The sequence below is a fragment of the Pantoea sp. Morm genome, assembly GCF_016643525.1.
Taxonomy (GTDB): Bacteria; Pseudomonadota; Gammaproteobacteria; order Enterobacterales; family Enterobacteriaceae; genus Pantoea; species Pantoea dispersa.
Genome location: NZ_VOQX01000058.1, coordinates 15,836 through 32,301, shown reverse-complemented (window position 1 = coordinate 32,301; position 16,466 = coordinate 15,836). Strand labels below are relative to the sequence as shown.

Annotated in this window: 12 protein-coding genes; 7 read left to right on the top strand and 5 right to left on the bottom strand. The window is 58.5% G+C overall.

Annotated elements, in window-relative coordinates:
* Nucleotides 1-638: polyphenol oxidase family protein (locus tag FT726_RS18505; RefSeq protein ID WP_346303198.1), on the bottom strand; the 638-nt coding region annotated here is incomplete at its 3' end.
* Between the two features lie 109 nt (nucleotides 639-747).
* On the opposite strand from FT726_RS18505, the gene FT726_RS18500 reads away from it, so the two are divergent.
* The 4 genes from FT726_RS18500 (at nucleotide 748) to FT726_RS18485 (ending at nucleotide 5,968) form a co-directional block, all read left to right on the top strand.
* Entirely contained in the window at nucleotides 748-1,557 is an 810-nt protein-coding gene (locus FT726_RS18500; RefSeq protein ID WP_127834803.1) for a 5'-nucleotidase, lipoprotein e(P4) family, read from the top strand.
* Nucleotides 1,558-2,137: 580 nt separating this feature from the next.
* Nucleotides 2,138-2,779 carry a carbonic anhydrase gene (locus FT726_RS18495; protein WP_058771348.1) on the top strand — a complete coding sequence of 214 codons (642 nt, stop codon included), beginning with the start codon at nucleotides 2,138-2,140 and terminating at the stop codon, nucleotides 2,777-2,779.
* Between the two features lie 2 nt (nucleotides 2,780-2,781).
* On the top strand, nucleotides 2,782-4,251 hold the full coding sequence (locus FT726_RS18490) for a SulP family inorganic anion transporter (RefSeq protein ID WP_153002035.1): 1,470 nt from the start codon (nucleotides 2,782-2,784) through the stop codon (nucleotides 4,249-4,251).
* A 292-nt stretch (nucleotides 4,252-4,543) separates the two neighbouring features.
* Entirely contained in the window at nucleotides 4,544-5,968 is a 1,425-nt protein-coding gene (locus FT726_RS18485) for a GGDEF domain-containing protein (RefSeq protein ID WP_059009844.1), read from the top strand.
* 16 nt (nucleotides 5,969-5,984) lie between these two features.
* Here FT726_RS18485 and ddlA read toward each other — a convergent pair whose 3' ends face one another.
* Nucleotides 5,985-7,079 (bottom strand): D-alanine--D-alanine ligase, encoded by a 1,095-nt coding sequence (gene ddlA / locus FT726_RS18480; protein ID WP_058759832.1) that lies wholly within the window; start codon nucleotides 7,077-7,079, stop codon nucleotides 5,985-5,987.
* 269 nt (nucleotides 7,080-7,348) lie between these two features.
* On the opposite strand from ddlA, the gene FT726_RS18475 reads away from it, so the two are divergent.
* Genes FT726_RS18475 through FT726_RS18465 form a run of 3 tightly spaced genes read left to right on the top strand, consistent with a single transcriptional unit; the run spans nucleotide 7,349 to nucleotide 12,758 of the window.
* The gene (locus FT726_RS18475) at nucleotides 7,349-9,661 is read left to right on the top strand and encodes a type I secretion system permease/ATPase (protein WP_288421001.1); all 2,313 of its coding nucleotides are present in this window, start codon (nucleotides 7,349-7,351) and stop codon (nucleotides 9,659-9,661) included.
* Nucleotides 9,658-10,899 carry an HlyD family type I secretion periplasmic adaptor subunit gene (locus FT726_RS18470; protein ID WP_058759830.1) on the top strand — a complete coding sequence of 414 codons (1,242 nt, stop codon included), beginning with the start codon at nucleotides 9,658-9,660 and terminating at the stop codon, nucleotides 10,897-10,899. Before FT726_RS18475 ends, FT726_RS18470 begins: the two co-directional genes overlap by 4 nt.
* A 5-nt stretch (nucleotides 10,900-10,904) precedes the next feature.
* Nucleotides 10,905-12,758 (top strand): TolC family protein, encoded by a 1,854-nt coding sequence (locus tag FT726_RS18465; protein WP_346303197.1) that lies wholly within the window; start codon nucleotides 10,905-10,907, stop codon nucleotides 12,756-12,758.
* Here the strand turns inward: FT726_RS18465 and FT726_RS18460 are convergent.
* From FT726_RS18460 to yjjJ, 3 genes are all read right to left on the bottom strand, one after another.
* Nucleotides 12,755-13,900, bottom strand: coding sequence for an MFS transporter (locus FT726_RS18460; protein WP_346303196.1), 1,146 nt, complete (start codon nucleotides 13,898-13,900; stop codon nucleotides 12,755-12,757). The two genes, FT726_RS18465 and FT726_RS18460, sit on opposite strands and share 4 nt — an antisense overlap.
* The gene (locus tag FT726_RS18455) at nucleotides 13,897-14,430 is read right to left on the bottom strand and encodes a TetR/AcrR family transcriptional regulator (RefSeq protein ID WP_282996531.1); all 534 of its coding nucleotides are present in this window, start codon (nucleotides 14,428-14,430) and stop codon (nucleotides 13,897-13,899) included. Before FT726_RS18455 ends, FT726_RS18460 begins: the two co-directional genes overlap by 4 nt.
* A 127-nt stretch (nucleotides 14,431-14,557) precedes the next feature.
* Entirely contained in the window at nucleotides 14,558-15,862 is a 1,305-nt protein-coding gene (yjjJ, locus tag FT726_RS18450; RefSeq protein WP_346303195.1) for a type II toxin-antitoxin system HipA family toxin YjjJ, read from the bottom strand.
* Nucleotides 15,863-16,466: the final 604 nt, after the last annotated feature.

Genomic DNA, 16,466 nt, shown 5'->3' with positions numbered 1-16,466 from the left:
GAACCCGCCTCCGCCATGCAATAAGTACACACCGCCACGCGATCAATCTGCGCCGCCGGAATGCCGCGCTGTAACAGCAGGCTCTGCGCCAGCTGAGGCAAATCAAACCATACTCCCTGATGATGCGCCTGTGCCTGAGGTCGGATCGCCTGCGGATTATGCGGCTGTTGCTGTGACCAGCTTAGCGCCGGCAGGTCCGGGCGCTGCTGCATCTGTGCGATGCGATCAACGCCCAGTTCATAGCAGCACGGGCCGATTGCCGGACCGATCGCCACCAGCAGGGATGCCGGCGTCGCGCCACCCGCCATCAGTTGATCGAGGGCACTGCTCAGCACGCCGCCGAGCGTACCCTGCAAGCCGGCATGTACCGCCGCCACCTGATGCGTTTTCACATCGGCGAACAGCACCGGCAGACAGTCAGCGGTGTAAACCGCAACCGGCTGATGATCGTCACTGATCACCCCATCGGATTCACAACTTTTCGGCGGCCGGTTTTGTCCGGCCAGCACCACTTTTGCGCTGTGCCGCTGCTGTCCGTACGCCGCAGCGGCCGGTGCCGGCTGACCGGCAGGCTGGAAGGCATACTCCAGCCAGCGTTGACTCTCCAGCAGCGCCGAGCGCGGCCCGCGATTATCCATAAGTGTCTCCTGTGACCTGTCCCCGGTTTTCCTCTGCCCACAGCTTACGTTAACTGCTACATTTTTAAAGCTTTACAAAAACTGACCATAATCACTTAAGGACGACATGATGAAAAACACCTCCTGGCTAACCGCGGCAGGCCTGATTGCCCTGACGCTCACCGGCTGTGCCCAACCGCAAAAACAGCAGGCTCAGCAGCAACTTGGTCAGCAGTCGGTGCTGGCAGTCAACTGGTTTCAGCAGTCTGGCGAGTATCAGGCGCTGAGCTGGCAGGCGTTCAACACGGCACGCATGGCGTTTGATAACGCTCCTTCGCTCACCGGCAAACCCAAAGCGGTGATTGTTGATCTGGATGAAACCATGATCGATAACAGTGCCTACAGCGCGTGGCAGGCAAAAAACGGCCAGCCGTTCTCCGGTAAAACCTGGTCAGCGTGGACGCAGGCGCGCCAGGCGACCGCAGTGCCCGGTGCCGTCGAATTTGCCAACTACGTGAATAGCCACGGCGGCACCATGTTCTACGTCTCGAACCGCGATCAGAAAGACTACGCGGCCACGGTCGATAACCTCAACAAGCTGGGCTTCAGCGGCGTAAGCGACAAAACTGTGCGTCTCAGTACCGGCAACTCCAACAAACAGGCGCGTTTCGACGCAATTAAAAATGCCGGCTACAACGTGGTGCTGTATATCGGCGATAACCTGAATGACTTCGGCGGCGCCACCTGGCATCAGGGTAACGCGCAGCGCCAGCAGTTTGTCACGCTCAACCATCAGCGTTTTGGCACCCAGTTCATTGTGCTGCCAAATCCACTGTACGGCGACTGGGAGAGCGGCATGGCTGAAAACTACAATAAGTTAACCCCGGAACAGCAGCTGCAGGTGCGTGAATCCCGCATGAAAGCCTGGAACGGTAAATAATTCGTCAAGCGAAATAGCGCCTGCCCTGGCGGGCGCTTATCGCAGGCGGTTAGCGCCAGTGATATTTACGTTTCTTTGTAATTATTATTCTGCTTATCATTTTCCCGATCTCTTACTTAATCCTTCCGCCGCCTTCAGTGAAATATCATCGCGAATAACGTTAAAACCAGCGAATATCACTATTCATAAATTTAGTAATTAGGATTTTTCTCAGCGAGCAGAGTGTAATCCACCATACCAGCGTAAAGGCGCAAAAGTTTTACGTGTATATATTTGTCAGTGCATCCGAAATGCGTTTTAAAAATTAATTTTAATAAGCTGATTATATTGATTTTTAATGGAACCCTCCCTGATTGCGTCACTTGCATTAACTTACTTTGCCATGACATTTGCTGACACTTATTTTACATAAGGTCGCTGCTTCTGCCTGACTGAAATATTCCTGGTGCAAATCAATTCATAAGCGTCTATAACCAATTTCTGTGAGAAAGCGCCGTATTCACCTGCCACAGAATGCTAAAACCGTGCTGCGCCATGCATTTATTTGCCCGGAAGCGCTATTTGCGGATACAGAGAGAAGATAATTGTGACGACCCTTAAACCCTTATTAGCGAAAAATCGCAGTTGGGCACTCCAGCGCCGCGAGCGTAATCCCGATTACTTTGAACAATATCTGCATCAGCAGAAACCCCACTCCTTATGGATTGGCTGTTCCGATAGTCGCGTACCGGCAGAAGTGCTGACCGGCTCGCATCCGGGCGAGCTATTCGTGCACCGCAATATCGCCAATATGGTACTACCCGATGATGACAACTTTCTCAGCGTGCTGCAGTACGCGATTTTTTATCTCGGCGTCGAGCGCATTGTGCTGTGCGGTCACTACGGCTGCGGCGGCGTGCAGGCGGCGCTGGGTCTGCCTGCCAGCCCGTTAGCGCAGGAGGATTCGGCGCTTGCCCGGCGCATTGCCGCGCTGCGCCGCGCGTTGCAGCAGGGATTAGTGGCGTATCACGCCAGTCCCGCGCAGGAAGAGGAGAGCAGCAAGCTTAACCGGCTGGTTGAAGCCAATGTTATCGCCCAGTTTAGCCAGCTGGTGCGCTGCGAGCCGGTGCAACAGGCCTGGCAGGCCGGACAGCAGCTGGATGTATTTGGCTGCGTATATGACCTGCAGTCCGGCCATCTGAAAGAGTTAATACAGCAATCGTCAGAGGAACCCTCATCATGAATCTGCAAACGCTTCGTCAGGATATTCCTGCTGGTCTGGTGGTGTTTCTGGTGGCGCTGCCACTGTGTCTGGGCATCGCGCAGGCCAGCGGTCTGCCGCCCTTTGCCGGTCTGCTCACCGGGGTGATCGGCGGTCTGCTGGTTACCGCGCTCAGTCCCTCGCGCTTTGCCGTGAGCGGCCCGGCGGCGGGGCTGGTGACCATTGTTGTGGCCTCAATCCATACGCTGGGCAGCTTTTCCGCTTTTCTCACCGCGCTGATTCTGGCTGGCGTGCTGCAGTGCATGCTCGGCCTGCTGCGCGCCGGTCGTTTTATCTCGCTGGTGCCAGGTAGCGTCATCAAAGGGATGCTGGCGGCCATTGGCCTGCTGTTGATTATGCAGCAGATTCCGGTGGCGCTGGGCGCAGCAAGCGATGCCGGTCTGCAGTCGCTGGTCAGCGGGGAGTTTTCGTTTTCGCTCAGCGCAATGCTGGTGGCCGGTAGCGGGCTGCTGATTCTGTGGCTGTGGACCACGCCCGCGATCAAAGCGGTTAAAGCGCTGAGCTGGATCCCCGGCCCGCTGGTGGCGGTGCTGTTTGGCTGCCTCGCCACGGTGTTGGGCGATCGCCTGTTTCCCAGCCTCGGCGAAGGCCTGCCGCGTATCGTACTGCCGGCGTTTGACAGTATGTCGGCGCTGGTGGCGGAGCTGGAAACCCCAGACTGGCTGGCGTGGCAGAATCCGTCGGTGTGGGTGGTAGCGATTACGCTGGCGCTGGTGGCCAGCCTTGAAACGCTGCTCAGCCAGGAGGCGCTGAAAAAACTGCGTCCGCAGCACCCGGCGCCGTCACCGAATAAAGAGATGTTCGCGCAGGGCATCGGTAACCTGACCGCCGGCTTGCTCGGTGCGATGCCTATTACCGCGGTGATTGTGCGCAGCTCGGTCAACGTCAGCGTGGGTGCCCAAACCAAACTGTCGATTCTGCTGCACGGCGTGCTGCTGCTGATTTGTGGCTTGTGGTTCAGCGCTCTGCTTAACGCAATTCCGCTCGCCAGCCTGGCGGCGGTGCTGTTGTATACCGGCTATAAGCTGGCAACGCCGCGCCTGTTCGTCGAACAGATTCGCATGGGCGCGCAGCAGTACGTGCCATTTCTCGCCACCATCGGCGGCATCATTGTGTTTGGCATGCTGGCCGGGATTGGCATCGGTATCGCGACGCAGATTCTGTGCAGCATCTACCAAAGCCATCGCAACGCGCTGCAGCTTACCCGCTATGACGACCATTACGTGCTGCGCTTTCAGCAAAACCTGACCTTTATGCACAACCCGAAATTGCAGGGGCTGCTGGCAGAGATCCCGGAAAATAGCGTGGTGATTGTCGATCACGATAACGCCGAGTATATGGATCCGGACGTGAAAGCGGTGCTGCAGGATTTCGGGGATAGCGCCGGTGAGCGCGGTATCCGGCTGAGCCAGTGGCCGGTGGCGGTGAAATAACGTTCCCGCGCGCAGTCATGCAGTTTTTTTCGCCAGAATCGGATATCCCGGATATCCGATTTTTTTATTTATACGGCATAATTGCCGCTCACAGCGCCTGCCTGTTTCACTTACTGCCGGCGGGGCAGGTAGCTCGTCTCTGGCTTTCATGGCAGAGTGAGCGCCGCTCAGTCGCAGAGCAGGGCGACGAATACCGGGTTAATTAGCGAATTATCGCACGGATTTTTCAGGTTAAATGATTGCTGATGCCAGCGACGGATGGCAGCGATTTCAGGTTACAGGGTTCAGACGTATGCGCGTTAAGCTGTTTGAAGAGAATAATGTTAAAAAGAATGCTCTTTCGCTGTGTCTTATTACGCTGTTCTTCTGCTTTGTTGGCAGCCACCTGCGTATTCCCGAAGAGTTTTCCCTGTTCTGGCCGGTGAATGCCCTTATCGCCGGGTTGATGGTGCGCAACCCGTTTTTACACACCACTTCCAGTTATCTGGTGTGTTTTGCCGCCATGATTTTCAACGATACGGTTTTTTCCGGCTGGGCACTGCCAGCGGTGACGATTAATTTTGCCAATATCCTGTTTATCCTGGTGTCAGTGAGCATGCTGATTAAGCATCTGCAATCGCCAACCGCAAACAGCCAGGTGTTCAACGCCATGCGCATCTTTCCGGCGTGCCTGCTCGGCGCGGCAGCCTGCGCCACCTGGGGTGCGTGGGCGCAGGATATCGACTTCAACGCGCGCTTTGTGGTGGCGTGGGCCGACTGGTTCAGCGAGCAGTTCTCCACCTCGCTGATGCTGCTGCCGGTGATGCTGACGCGTCCGTTGCGCAGCGTGCCGCTGCGGACGCTGGTACACCCGGCCAGGCTGCTGCCGCTGCTCGCCGTGGCGCTGTCGCTCACGGTGGGGGCGCTGATTGGTGGCGCGGGCAGTCTGACCTTCCCGGTACCGGCGCTGATCTGGTGTGCCATTGTTCTGCCGATTCCGATCACCAGCCTGGTGATTCTGTTCACCGGCATCACCGAGATTGTGCTGGTCTCGCACGGCGTGATGAATATTCAGGGCGATGATTCGCTGCTGCCCATCAGCCATCTCACTTCCGCACGGCTCGGCGTGGCCACCGTGGCGCTCAGCCCGCTGCTGGTGGCGGTGAGCATGGACGCCATTCGCCAGCTTAACCATCGCCTGGCATTGCGCGCTAATTACGATTTCCTCACCCAGCTACTGTCGCGCTCCGGCCTGTATGAAAACCTGCGCCAGCAGCCGTTTTCCCTGCAGCGTGAAGCCGGCGTGATTATGCTGGATGTCGACTACTTCAAAGCCATTAATGACAATTTCGGCCATGATGCCGGCGATGGCGTGCTTGAGGAGATTGCGCGTCGTATTCAGCACGTGGTCGGCAGTCGTGGCCTGGTGTGCCGCTTTGGCGGCGAAGAATTCGTGGTGGTGGTGTTTGATTACACCCACAGCCAGCTGTTTCAGCTGGCTGAAGTGATTCGTCAGGCAATGGTGAAAGAGAAGTTCTGGATTCAGGGCAACACCGTGACCGTGACGGTCAGCCTCGGCCTGGCGCGCGGCGGTGCGGTTAACGAACGTGAATGGCCGGGGGTAATCAACCGGCTGGTGTCAGCGGCTGATAAACACCTTTACGTTGCCAAGCGCAACGGCCGCAATCAGACCTCACCGGCAATCGCGCCGCGCAGCATGGCGCATGACGTGGCCTGAGCCACGCCATCGCAGGTTACACGCTGCTTTTCAGCTGGCTGGATTGCTGATGCCGCTGCTGCGCCAGCTCAATCAGGCGGGTAATCAGATCGCTGTAGCTCAGGCCGGCCGCCTGCCACAGTTTGGGATACATGCTGATGTTGGTGAAGCCGGGTAAGGTATTCACTTCGTTGACAATAATGTCGCCGGTTTCGGTGAGGAACACATCGACGCGCGCCATGCCAAAGCACTCCAGCGCCTGGAACGCGGTAATCGCTACAGCCCGAATGGCCTCGCTGGCTTCCGCACTGATGTCAGCCGGTACCACCACCTGCGCGCCGCTTTCGCTGATATATTTGGTGTCATACGAGTAGAAGGCGTCGTGCACCACAATTTCACCGCACGGGCTGGCTTCTGGCGCCTCGTTACCCAGCACCGCGCATTCAATTTCACGGCCGCTGATGCCCTGTTCAATCAGGACCTTGCGGTCAAAGCGGAACGCCAGATCCAGCGCCGCGTCGAATTCGTCCGGCTGCGTCACTTTGCTCACCCCAACGGATGATCCCTGATTGGCCGGCTTGATAAACAGCGGCAGGCCAAAGCGCGCAATCACCGCCTGCACATCCAGCGCCGCGCGCTGCGCCTGGGTGACGCTCAGCCACGGCGCCACTTTCAGGCCGGCATCGCGCAGCAGGCGTTTAGTGAAATCTTTGTCCATGCTGACCGCGGAGCCCAGCACATCCGACCCGACAAACGGCAGATTGGCCATGCGCAGCAGTCCCTGCAGCGAGCCATCTTCGCCCAGCGTGCCGTGCACAATCGGGAAGATGACATCCAGCTGCGACAGCGGCTGCGCCTGCTGCCGCGTAATCAGCTGTTCCGCGCGGCTGCCGGGCACCAGCGCCACGTTTTCACCGGAGCGGTTCAGGGCAATCAGCGCCGGATTGTCGGCGTTGAGCAGAAAGCCTGAAGCGTCATTGAGATGCCACTCGCCCTGTTTGTCGATCCCCAGCAGAACCACGTCGTATTTGTTTTTATCGATCGCCTCAAGAATATTTTTGGCCGACTGTAACGACACTTCATGTTCGGCCGACTTGCCGCCAAATACGATACCTACCCGCTGTTTTGCCATTGCTCTTTGTCCGGTTGCAGTAAAGCGAGCAGCTAAGATAACACGCCCAGGACAGCGCTCAACAGCGCCGCGATTATTCTGCAATCGATCGGTCGCCAGACCGCATTCAATCGGGCTTTCTCCGCTTTATTCACAAATATTCTCCACCGTTTGAGACAAGTCCTGGACGGCCTGAAAGCTGCCTTCTGTCAGAATTTTCCCAATTCAAAGAAAAGTCTGCGGTGGACGATGCGTCCACCGTTTTTTGTCAGGTTTACAGGAGTCGGGAAATGATGGACCAGAAGCAGAATGCCGTGGAGCAGGATGCGCGTTCTGTTGCTCGTATCGAAACCACCGTGGATGACACGCTGTTAAAAAGCGTGGCGTGGATTTGCAAACACTACAAACGCGAGAAGAGTGAAGAGGCGCTGGTCGCCGGCCTGCCGAAAGCGACGCTGCTGTCGCCGTCACAGGCCATGACCGCCCTGGAGAACGCTGGCATTACCGGCGGCATGGTCGAACGCCGCCTGCAGGATCTGCCGGAGCAGCTGATGCCGATGATTCTGCTGCGGCAGAACGGCGGCGGCAGCATTGTGCTGTCGCGGCGCATTCACACCAATGAGGAAAATCAGCGCGAGCTGCGCTTCCAGCTGATAATGCCGGAGGTGAGTGATAAAGCGGTGGAGATGAGTCTGGCGGAGCTCAACGAGATTTACGCCGGCTTTGCGGTGATGGCGAAACCGGCGGCGGTACTGGATGAGCGCGCCAGCGAAATGCTGCCGGAAGTTAAAGGTCACTGGCTGTTCAGCACTCTGTGGCGCTACCGCCGTTACTACCGCAGCGCCGCCATTGCCGCCGTGCTGATCAACGTGCTGGCACTCTCCAGCATTTTCTTCACCATGAACGTCTACGATCGCGTGGTGCCGAACCAGGCGTTTGTTACGCTGTGGTCGCTGGCGATTGGCGTCACCATCGCCATGATCTTCGAAGCCATTACCCGCTTTGTGCGGGCACATCTGCTGGACATGGCGGGAAAAAAGGCCGACCTGGTGCTGGGCAGCATGCTGTTCCGTCAGGCGTTGTCGATCCAGATGGAGCACAAACCGGCCTCATCAGGTACTTTCGCCAACCAGATCCGTGAATATGAATCGGTGCGCGATTTTGTTGCTTCGGCGACGCTGGCGGCGATTTCGGATCTGCCGTTTATCCTGATGTTCGTTGGCGTGATCTTCTTTATCAGCGGTCCGCTGGCGATTATTCCGTTGATGATGATCCCGCTGATCATCATCGTCAGCGCCGCGATTCAGTGGCCGCTGGCGCGCATCATGAAAGAGAACCTGCGCGATGCGTCGCTGAAACAGGGCGTGCTGATTGAGTCGGTTGAAGGCATGGAAACGCTGAAAGCCGTGGGCGGTGAAGCGCATATGCAGCGCCGCTGGGAGAACTTCAGCGCGCTGCAGTCGGCTAACTCAATGAAGTCAAAACGCTATTCGACGCTGGCAACCGGTGTGGTGACCTTTCTGCAGCAGTTTCAGACCGTGATGCTGGTGGTGGCCGGGGTTTATCTGATCAACGCCGGCACCTTCACCATGGGTGCGATGATCGCCACCGTGATGCTGGCCAGCCGCGCCACCGGCCCGCTGGGTCAGGTGATTGGTCTGGCGGTGCGTTATCAGCAGGCCAAAGCGGCGCTGACCTCGCTGAATAAGCTGATGGAGATGCCGGTCGATCGCGACAGCAGCAAAACCTACCTGACCGATCCGCCGCTGACCGGCGAGATCTCCCTCAGCAATGTCAGCTTCTCTTATCCGGCACCGCCGATGAAGCCCAATCCGGAAATTCTCAAAGATATTTCGCTGACCATCAAGGCCGGTGAGCGCGTGGCGATTCTTGGCCGCATCGGCAGCGGTAAATCAACGCTGTTACGCGTGATGGCGCGTCTGTATCAGCCGGTGAAAGGGCAGATCTCCGCTGACGGACTCGATGTTAACCAGATCGATCCGGCCGACTGGCGCAAAGCGGTGGGCTTCGTCAGCCAGGATGCGCGCCTTTTCTACGGCACGCTGCGCGAGAACGTGATGATTGGCCGGCCGGATGCCACCGCGAATGAACTGCTGCGCGTGCTGAATCTGACCGGTCTCGATCACGTGGCGGCGCGCCATCCGAGCGGCATCAACCTGTCGGTCGGCGAGGGCGGTGAAGGGCTGTCGGGCGGTCAGCGTCAGTTAGTGTCGCTGGCGCGAACCCTGCTGACGCAGCCCAAAGTGCTGCTGATGGATGAACCGACCAGCGCCATGGACAGCATGACCGAAAGCCAGTTCCTTACGCATCTGCGTCGCGCCAGCGAAGGCCACACGCTGATCGTCGTGACGCATCGTCCGTCAATTCTGGCGCTGGTCGACCGCATCATCGTGGTTGAGGAAGGAAAAATTGTCGCGGATGGCCCGAAAGAGCAGGTGCTGGCCGCGCTGGAAGGTAAAGGTAAAACCCGCCAGCCGCCGCGTCAGGCGGTAGAGCAGGCGGCGCGCGCACCTGCGCCGGCTAACGATGCTTCGGCAACGTCAGAGCCCGCCGTCGCCGCGGCAGAGGAGGCCGCAGTATGATCAAGTTAATGCCATGGCGCAGCCGCAGCAAAAATCTCTCCGCTGCGGATGCCGAATTCATGAATGACGTGCAGGCGTCCCTGTTGTCGCAAACCACGCCGGGATCGAAACTGGTGATGTGGATCATCATCGCGGTGATTGGCATCGGTCTCACCTGGGCAAACTATGCGCGGGTGGAGGAGATCACCAAAGGCGACGGAAAAGTGATTTCCCGCAGCCGCGAGCAGGTGATTCAGAGTCTGGAAGGCGGCATTCTCGCCGAAATGAACGTGCGTGAAGGCACGGTGGTCAACCGGGGCGACGTCCTGCTGAAAATCGATCCGACGCGTGCGCAATCAAGCTATCGCGAGGCGCTGAGCAAGGTGATTGGCCTGAAGGGCAGCATTGCGCGTTTGCGTGCCGAAGCCTACGCGCAGCCGCTGACATTTGACGAGCAGGTGAAGAGCGATCCCGCCGTGGTTGCGCAGGAGACCAAAGCCTATGAATCACGCAAGCGCGCGCTGAACGACAGCATTAACTCACTGCAGCGCAGCTATGCCCTGTCGATGCGTGAAATTCGGCTGGCGGAGCCGCTGGCGGCGAAAGGATTGCTGTCTGAGGTCGAGCTGCTGCGTATGCAGCGCCAGGCGAACGACATCCAGGCGCAGATTGTTGAGCGGCGTAACCGTTACCAGTCTGATGCCAACACCGAACTGGCGCGGCTGGAGCTGGAACTCAGCCAGGTAAGCGAAAACCTGATTGGCCGCGCGGACGTGGTCGAGCGCACCACCATTACCGCACCGGTGCGCGGCACGGTGAAAAACGTGCGCGTTAACACCATCGGCGGCGTGATTCAGCCCGGTGAGCACATCCTGGAAATCGTGCCGCTGGAAGAGCAACTGCTGGTGGAGGGCAAAATCCGTCCTTCTGATGTCGCCTTCCTGCGTCCGGGGCTGCCGGCCAAAGTGAAAATCACCGCCTACGACTTCGCCATCTACGGCGGACTGGATGGCCATGTGGAATACATCAGTCCGGATACGCTGAAAGACGATCAGAAAGCCGCTTCCGGCCGCCCGGATGACACCTATTACCGCGTGTTGATCCTCACCGATAAAAGCACGCTGCACGCAGGCAATAAAGATCTGCCGATCATTCCCGGCATGGTGGCCACGGTGGAAATCCGCACCGGCGAGAAAACCATCCTTGATTACCTGCTGAAGCCGGTACTTAAGGCGAAAGAAGCCTTCCGCGAGCGTTAATAACCATGAAAAATAATAATATGTACCGTCGCGCAGCGGCGCGGCGCCTCTCTTTGCTTGCCGGTTGCATTACGGTCATGATGGCTCCGGCCATCAGCGTAATGGCCGATTCGACCAGTGAACTGATGATGTTTGCCGAGATGAGCGGACATCGCCCGGCCGCCCCCGCTGCGGCACCGGTACGCAGCGCGCCGGTGCAGCGCGTGCCCGTTGCGCCAGCCCAGCGCTTTGCAACCGCGCCGGCACCGCAACCGATGTTTACGCAGCCTCAGATCGCGCCGGTTGCGCCACCGGTCGCCGCGCCACGCGCTCAGCCGGTACCAGCACCGGCACCAGCGCCAGCCCCAGCAGCGCCGATTGCCCCGCCGCCGGTGCAACCGGTACAGGGCGGCGGTTTTCTGACGGAGGAGCAGCGCCAGCCGGAACCCAGGCAGACGAATCCGCTGCTGAAATCGGTACGCACTTTCAACCCGCAGCAGCCTGCGCCGGTGCCAGTGCCGGTGAATGAAGCAGAAGTAAAAGCACAGAGCGAGTTCAGCTATGTCAGCCCGCCGGTAGCGGAAACCAGAACCACTGCCGCCGATGCCGCCGTGGCGCGTTCACCGGTCAGCCTGAGCGGCGCGGTGGATGAAACCGTGGCTGAATCCGAGCTGCGGCAGAAATTCCTATCGGCCGCGCGCATCACCTGGCGCATCAGTCCGGCACTGAAATCGTCCGTGGCGCAGACCGATGCCGCCGCTGCCAGCGTGGATGAGGCGAAAGGACAGCGCTGGCCGCAGCTGGATGTCAGCGCCAGTTCGGCCACCAAAGAGTTTGGTGGCGGGGTAAAAAGCGACGGTAGTCAGAGCAACGTGCCGGCGCTCGGCGTGTCGATGGCGACCAACCTGATTGATTTCGGTCAGACCAGCCGCACCATCGAGAGCCGCGAAGAGCGCGTGACCTCGGCGCAGCAGGCGGCGCAGGCGCAGCGTGAAGAGCTGGCGATGCAGGTCAGCAACGCGCTGATTGAGTGGAACAAGCAGCAGCGGATCATTGCCATCAGCCAGCAGTACGTGGCGCGCATGACCGAACTGACCACCATGCTGAGCGGCATTGTGCAGTCAGATACCGGTCGTCGCAGCGAACTGACGCAGGCCAAAGGCCGATTGCTGCAGGCGCAGAGTTATCTGGAGAATGCCGAGTCGCGCGCGCGCGATGTCGAAATCACGCTGAACCGCCTGATGGGCAACAGTCGCGTGACGCTGCCAGCCAGCGATCGCTGGGCGATGAATTTTGGCGATCTCAACCGCCAGCTGGCCAGCCTGGATTATCATCCGCTGATCCTGCGCGCCAGCGCGGAAACGCGAGCGGCGTTTAAAGAAGCGGAAGCGATTAAAGCTTCCGGCCTGCCAAAACTCAACTGGACGGTAAGCAAAAGTACGCGTGAGGATCAGCTCGGTCGCCAGCAGGCGTGGCAAACCGGCATCAACGTTAGCTGGGGCCTGTTCCGCGGTGGTTCAACTAACGCGCAGGAGATTGCGGCGATTAAACGCGCCGAAGCCAGCCGTCAGCAGGTGCAAGAGCAGCGGCGCGACCTGGAAAATCGCGTGCGCGCCGCCAGCCAGGATGCACATTCGATGGCCGATCGCGCCGCGCTGTATAAGAGTCTGATTGTCGAGTCTGACCGCATCCGCAAAGACTTTTTCGATCAGTGGTATCACCTCGGACGCCGCTCGCTGCTGGATGTTCTGAGCGCCGAGAGCGATCTGTATAACAACCAGGTAAGCGAAGTGAGCAATCGCTTTGACAGCTACGCGGCGATCATTCGCGGCTACTCCAGCGCCGGCATCCTCAGCCGCTGGCTCACCACCGGACGTTAAGTGCCAGCCCGCTGCGGCGGGTTAGCCGGTACCAGAAACAGCAGCGCAGCCGGGATGGCGGCGAACAGCAGCAGTGCCGCAGCGGCGCTGCTGCTGTAGATTTGCGCAAAGAGTATCGCCCCGCCAATTTGCCCAATCGCCAGCGTGAGAAATGCCGCCGCCACGCCAGAGGCCGCATTCTGTGGCATGGCGGCGGCACCCGCAACCAACAGAATACCCGACAGCGTGACATATCCCGCGCCGCACAGTGCCGCAGCCGGTACCAGCCAGTAGCTAAAGTGGGTGAGCGCCGCCAGCAACAGCAGCGGAACGGCCATCGCCAGCTGCGCCAGCCAGTACACCTGACGCATACCGATGCAGCGTGCCAGCGGACCGGTCAGCGCGCCGAGAATGCCGGCCGCGCCGCTAACCAGCCACAGCATACTGGCGTGGCTCTCGTTCAGATGGCTGTGCTGGCGTAACACATCCGGTCCAAAACACCACCACGCCGCGCTGGCGACACCGCTAAGAAAAGCGATGATGATCACCCGCTGCAGCGCACGATTGTGCAGCCGATCGCGCCAGCCAACCGGCGATCCCGGTGGATCGGCGCGCCCGGCGGGCAGACAATAGCGTGCCAGCAACAGGCTGATTAATGCCAGCGCGGCAAAACAGCAGCAGGCCGCGCGCCAGCCGCCGGGCATCAGCATAAAAATGGGTACTGACACAATTATGCCCGCGCCGGTGCCAGCGTTAATGAGCGTGTTAGCGGCGGTTTGCCGCGACGCGTCAAGTTGCTGGCTCACAGCACTGGCGAGCGCCGGGGAAGCCAGTCCGGCACCGAGACCAGCGATAAACAGCCCACCGGCAATCAGCCATGTGCTGCTGGCAGCGGCCAGCAGCAGTAAGCCGAGCATGGCCGTCAGCGCTGCCAGCATGGCGGTGCTGCGCACGCCCCAGCGCGCCAGCAGCAGCGTGGCGCCGGGCGTGGCCAGGCAGTAAGCCAGATAGCTGCAGGCGGCCAGCATGCCCGATGCGCGCGGGCTGAAGCTGATCTGTTGTGCCACCTGCGGCATCATCATTCCCCACGCAAAACGCGCCAGTCCGTAGGTCACGGCAATCAGCATAAAGCCGCTCAGCGTCAGGCGGAGTGAGGCTTTCATGGCGTAGTCGCCATCAGTTGCTCAGCCGCCAGACGTGCAGTGACCGCGGCCTGCGGACCGTCAATCAACCCGGCCATAATCGCCCCTTCAAACAGTATCCAGATAGCATCGGCCAGCGCTGACGGCGAAGTCCTGTGCGAGTGCGCCACGCAGGCACGTATGTAGCCGCGCTGCCAGTAGCGATAATCCAGCGCCTGCGCCGCCAGCTCAGCATCCTGTTCCGCATACTCTCCGTACGCTTTGGCAAAAAAGCAGCCGAGCGATCCTTCCGCCCGCATCCACTGTTCCAGTACCGAAAACAGCTGGCTAATGGCTGCCGGATCGTCTGGCTGTGACAACAAATCAGCAAAGCGCTGCCGACGCGCGGTCATCACCGCGGCAGTTAACCGCTCGCGCGACGGAAAGTGCTGGTAGAGCGTACGCGTGGAGACCTTCGCCTCACGGCAAATGTAATCGGTGCTGGTGGCATGAAAACCGTTGTTGTAGAACAGCCGCTCGGCAGCGTTCAGGATATGTTGTTTTTTACGCATACCTTAAAAAGTAAACCGATCGTTTTACTTTTGCAAAGTTGCGGGGGCAAAAATCGGGTGCGAGGCGGTTAATCACCGCCTGTTTCGAGGATGCAACTTTGAAGAAATTATCAATCAGGAAAAGCGCTTAGCCGAGTCGGGCGATGCGCGCTCGGGCGTCATCCAGATGCTGCTGTAACGCGGCGAGGCACGGCGCAAAACGATCTGAGAAGCCATCGCAACTGTTCGTCAGAGACAAAAATTCCTCTGCCAAAGCCAGCGCTTCCCGCCATGTATCGCTGCTAACCACTTCCGGCAGTGACGCTGGCCGCAGCGTATTCACGATGGCGCCGCCCGCTCTGGGCGCAAAGCCCATCGGCAGAATGTCATATGCCGGCGCGAGGTGATAAGGACGGCCATGGCGACTGATGAATGACAGGTTACCGGCGTGCATGTCGGTATTGCCGATCAGCATGCCGAATGCCCAAAGCCGGGCCGTGCTGTGGGCGGCCTCAGGCTGAACACACTTTTCCGCCACAAGCTGGTTGACGAGGACTGGCCAACTTGCGCTGGCCTTGCCGACGAACCCCGCATCAAGCGCGCGCAGCGAAAACACGCCGATACGGCCCATTTTGCCCACCCGATCGAAGCGGGGGATTTCGAGGAAGCGCTGCCCTGCAATATCAAACACGTCGGTCTCAACACCCAGCACTTTCAGGGCCAGATGCTCAGCCATCAGAAGATCGCGCCAGCGTTCGCTGACTGGGTTGTCATCTGCCGCCGTGAATTTCACCAGCACATGACCGCGTTCGGTATAGGTGCAGAATTTTGGCTGCTCGCCACCCGCAGATGAGCCCGGCACCTCACCAGCGCCCGCAGCCCGCGCCAGTTCGGGATACGCCGTCACGCGCTCCACGGGTGTTGGTTCGGGCATTTCCAGAAATCGACTGCGCGCCTGCTCGCCGATCAGCAGGTTGCCGATCGCATCATGACCTTGCGCCAGCAGCGCTCTGACCACATCTGCGTCCGCCCATTGTTCGGGATTCGCCGGCAGACCGAGCCCGCTGGCATAAGTTGAGGCATACGCTCTGCCGAGATAGCCCTGCGGTCGCATGTCAAACAGCCACCACGGCAGCCCGTCGCTGTGAAAGCTTTTCTGGTCCGCCTGCACCATCACAAACCCTTTCGGACGAACCGGAATCAGCTCACCAAGAGGTTTGATTTGCCCTTCATCGGTAACACGATAAATCGGGGCCGAGCGGAATCCGCGAAACGTATCCCGCAGGGCATATTGAATAGATGGACCCGCCCCGATTTTGACGATGTCATCACCCAGTTCTTTAATCGCACGGGAAAGCGTAGGCTGGCTTATACTCATTTTTTCAATGAGTTGCCTTCCTGTCATCGGCCCGCTATTGAGAAGCTGACGTACGGTTTCCGAATGCGTTGACATGGTGTTGAATCACTTTATGAATAGATAGGTGAATGGATTTTTGAATAGATAATCTGGCAGGTAAGCGGCTGGCAGTCACTGGTATGTGCTGCGCATGGTGTGCAAAATGTGTGGTTCTGGAGAAGGTGAGGCTGCATGCAGGTTTAGCGAGGTAGATTCTGGCGTCGTTGTCTGTAATAGACGGTTCTTAACACAATAACAGGATTGGAAAGCATGAGTCTTGAAGGCTGGTAAGACTTGTAGTTTTAGGTTAAAGCGAGCAGGATGACAGTGAAGTTTTAACAGTAACGGGAAAAAGCTCTGCCTCTTCATCGCCATTGTTAAAATTTAAATAAAAATTACCTGATTAAAACGTGGCTTAAGTAAATGATGTAATAGAGTAATTTGGCGGCCTTCGCTAATTTTTTAACCACCGAAAAGTGATTCTGAGTTCCATTTTGACGCGATTGAAATATTTAAGATACTGATTTGTATGTTTTTTATAGGCCGGGGGTGATGAGGAGTTGCACATAGCGTTGAGCTCTGCTGCCACTTTGCTGCCAATTTTATCAAGGTCGGCATGAAAAATTATAATTCCTATGTGTTTACGAAAATAAATTAAATG

Coding starts and splice junctions, on each gene's coding strand:
- FT726_RS18470 (WP_058759830.1), top strand. CDS start 9,658: ATGATCAAGTTAATGCCATGGCGCAGCCGCAGCAAAAATCTCTCCGCT.
- FT726_RS18500 (WP_127834803.1), top strand. CDS start 748: ATGAAAAACACCTCCTGGCTAACCGCGGCAGGCCTGATTGCCCTGACG.
- yjjJ (WP_346303195.1), bottom strand. CDS start 15,862: ATGTCAACGCATTCGGAAACCGTACGTCAGCTTCTCAATAGCGGGCCG.
- FT726_RS18460 (WP_346303196.1), bottom strand. CDS start 13,900: ATGAAAGCCTCACTCCGCCTGACGCTGAGCGGCTTTATGCTGATTGCC.
- FT726_RS18485 (WP_059009844.1), top strand. CDS start 4,544: ATGCGCGTTAAGCTGTTTGAAGAGAATAATGTTAAAAAGAATGCTCTT.
- FT726_RS18465 (WP_346303197.1), top strand. CDS start 10,905: ATGAAAAATAATAATATGTACCGTCGCGCAGCGGCGCGGCGCCTCTCT.
- FT726_RS18455 (WP_282996531.1), bottom strand. CDS start 14,430: ATGCGTAAAAAACAACATATCCTGAACGCTGCCGAGCGGCTGTTCTAC.
- ddlA (WP_058759832.1), bottom strand. CDS start 7,079: ATGGCAAAACAGCGGGTAGGTATCGTATTTGGCGGCAAGTCGGCCGAA.
- FT726_RS18475 (WP_288421001.1), top strand. CDS start 7,349: ATGATGGACCAGAAGCAGAATGCCGTGGAGCAGGATGCGCGTTCTGTT.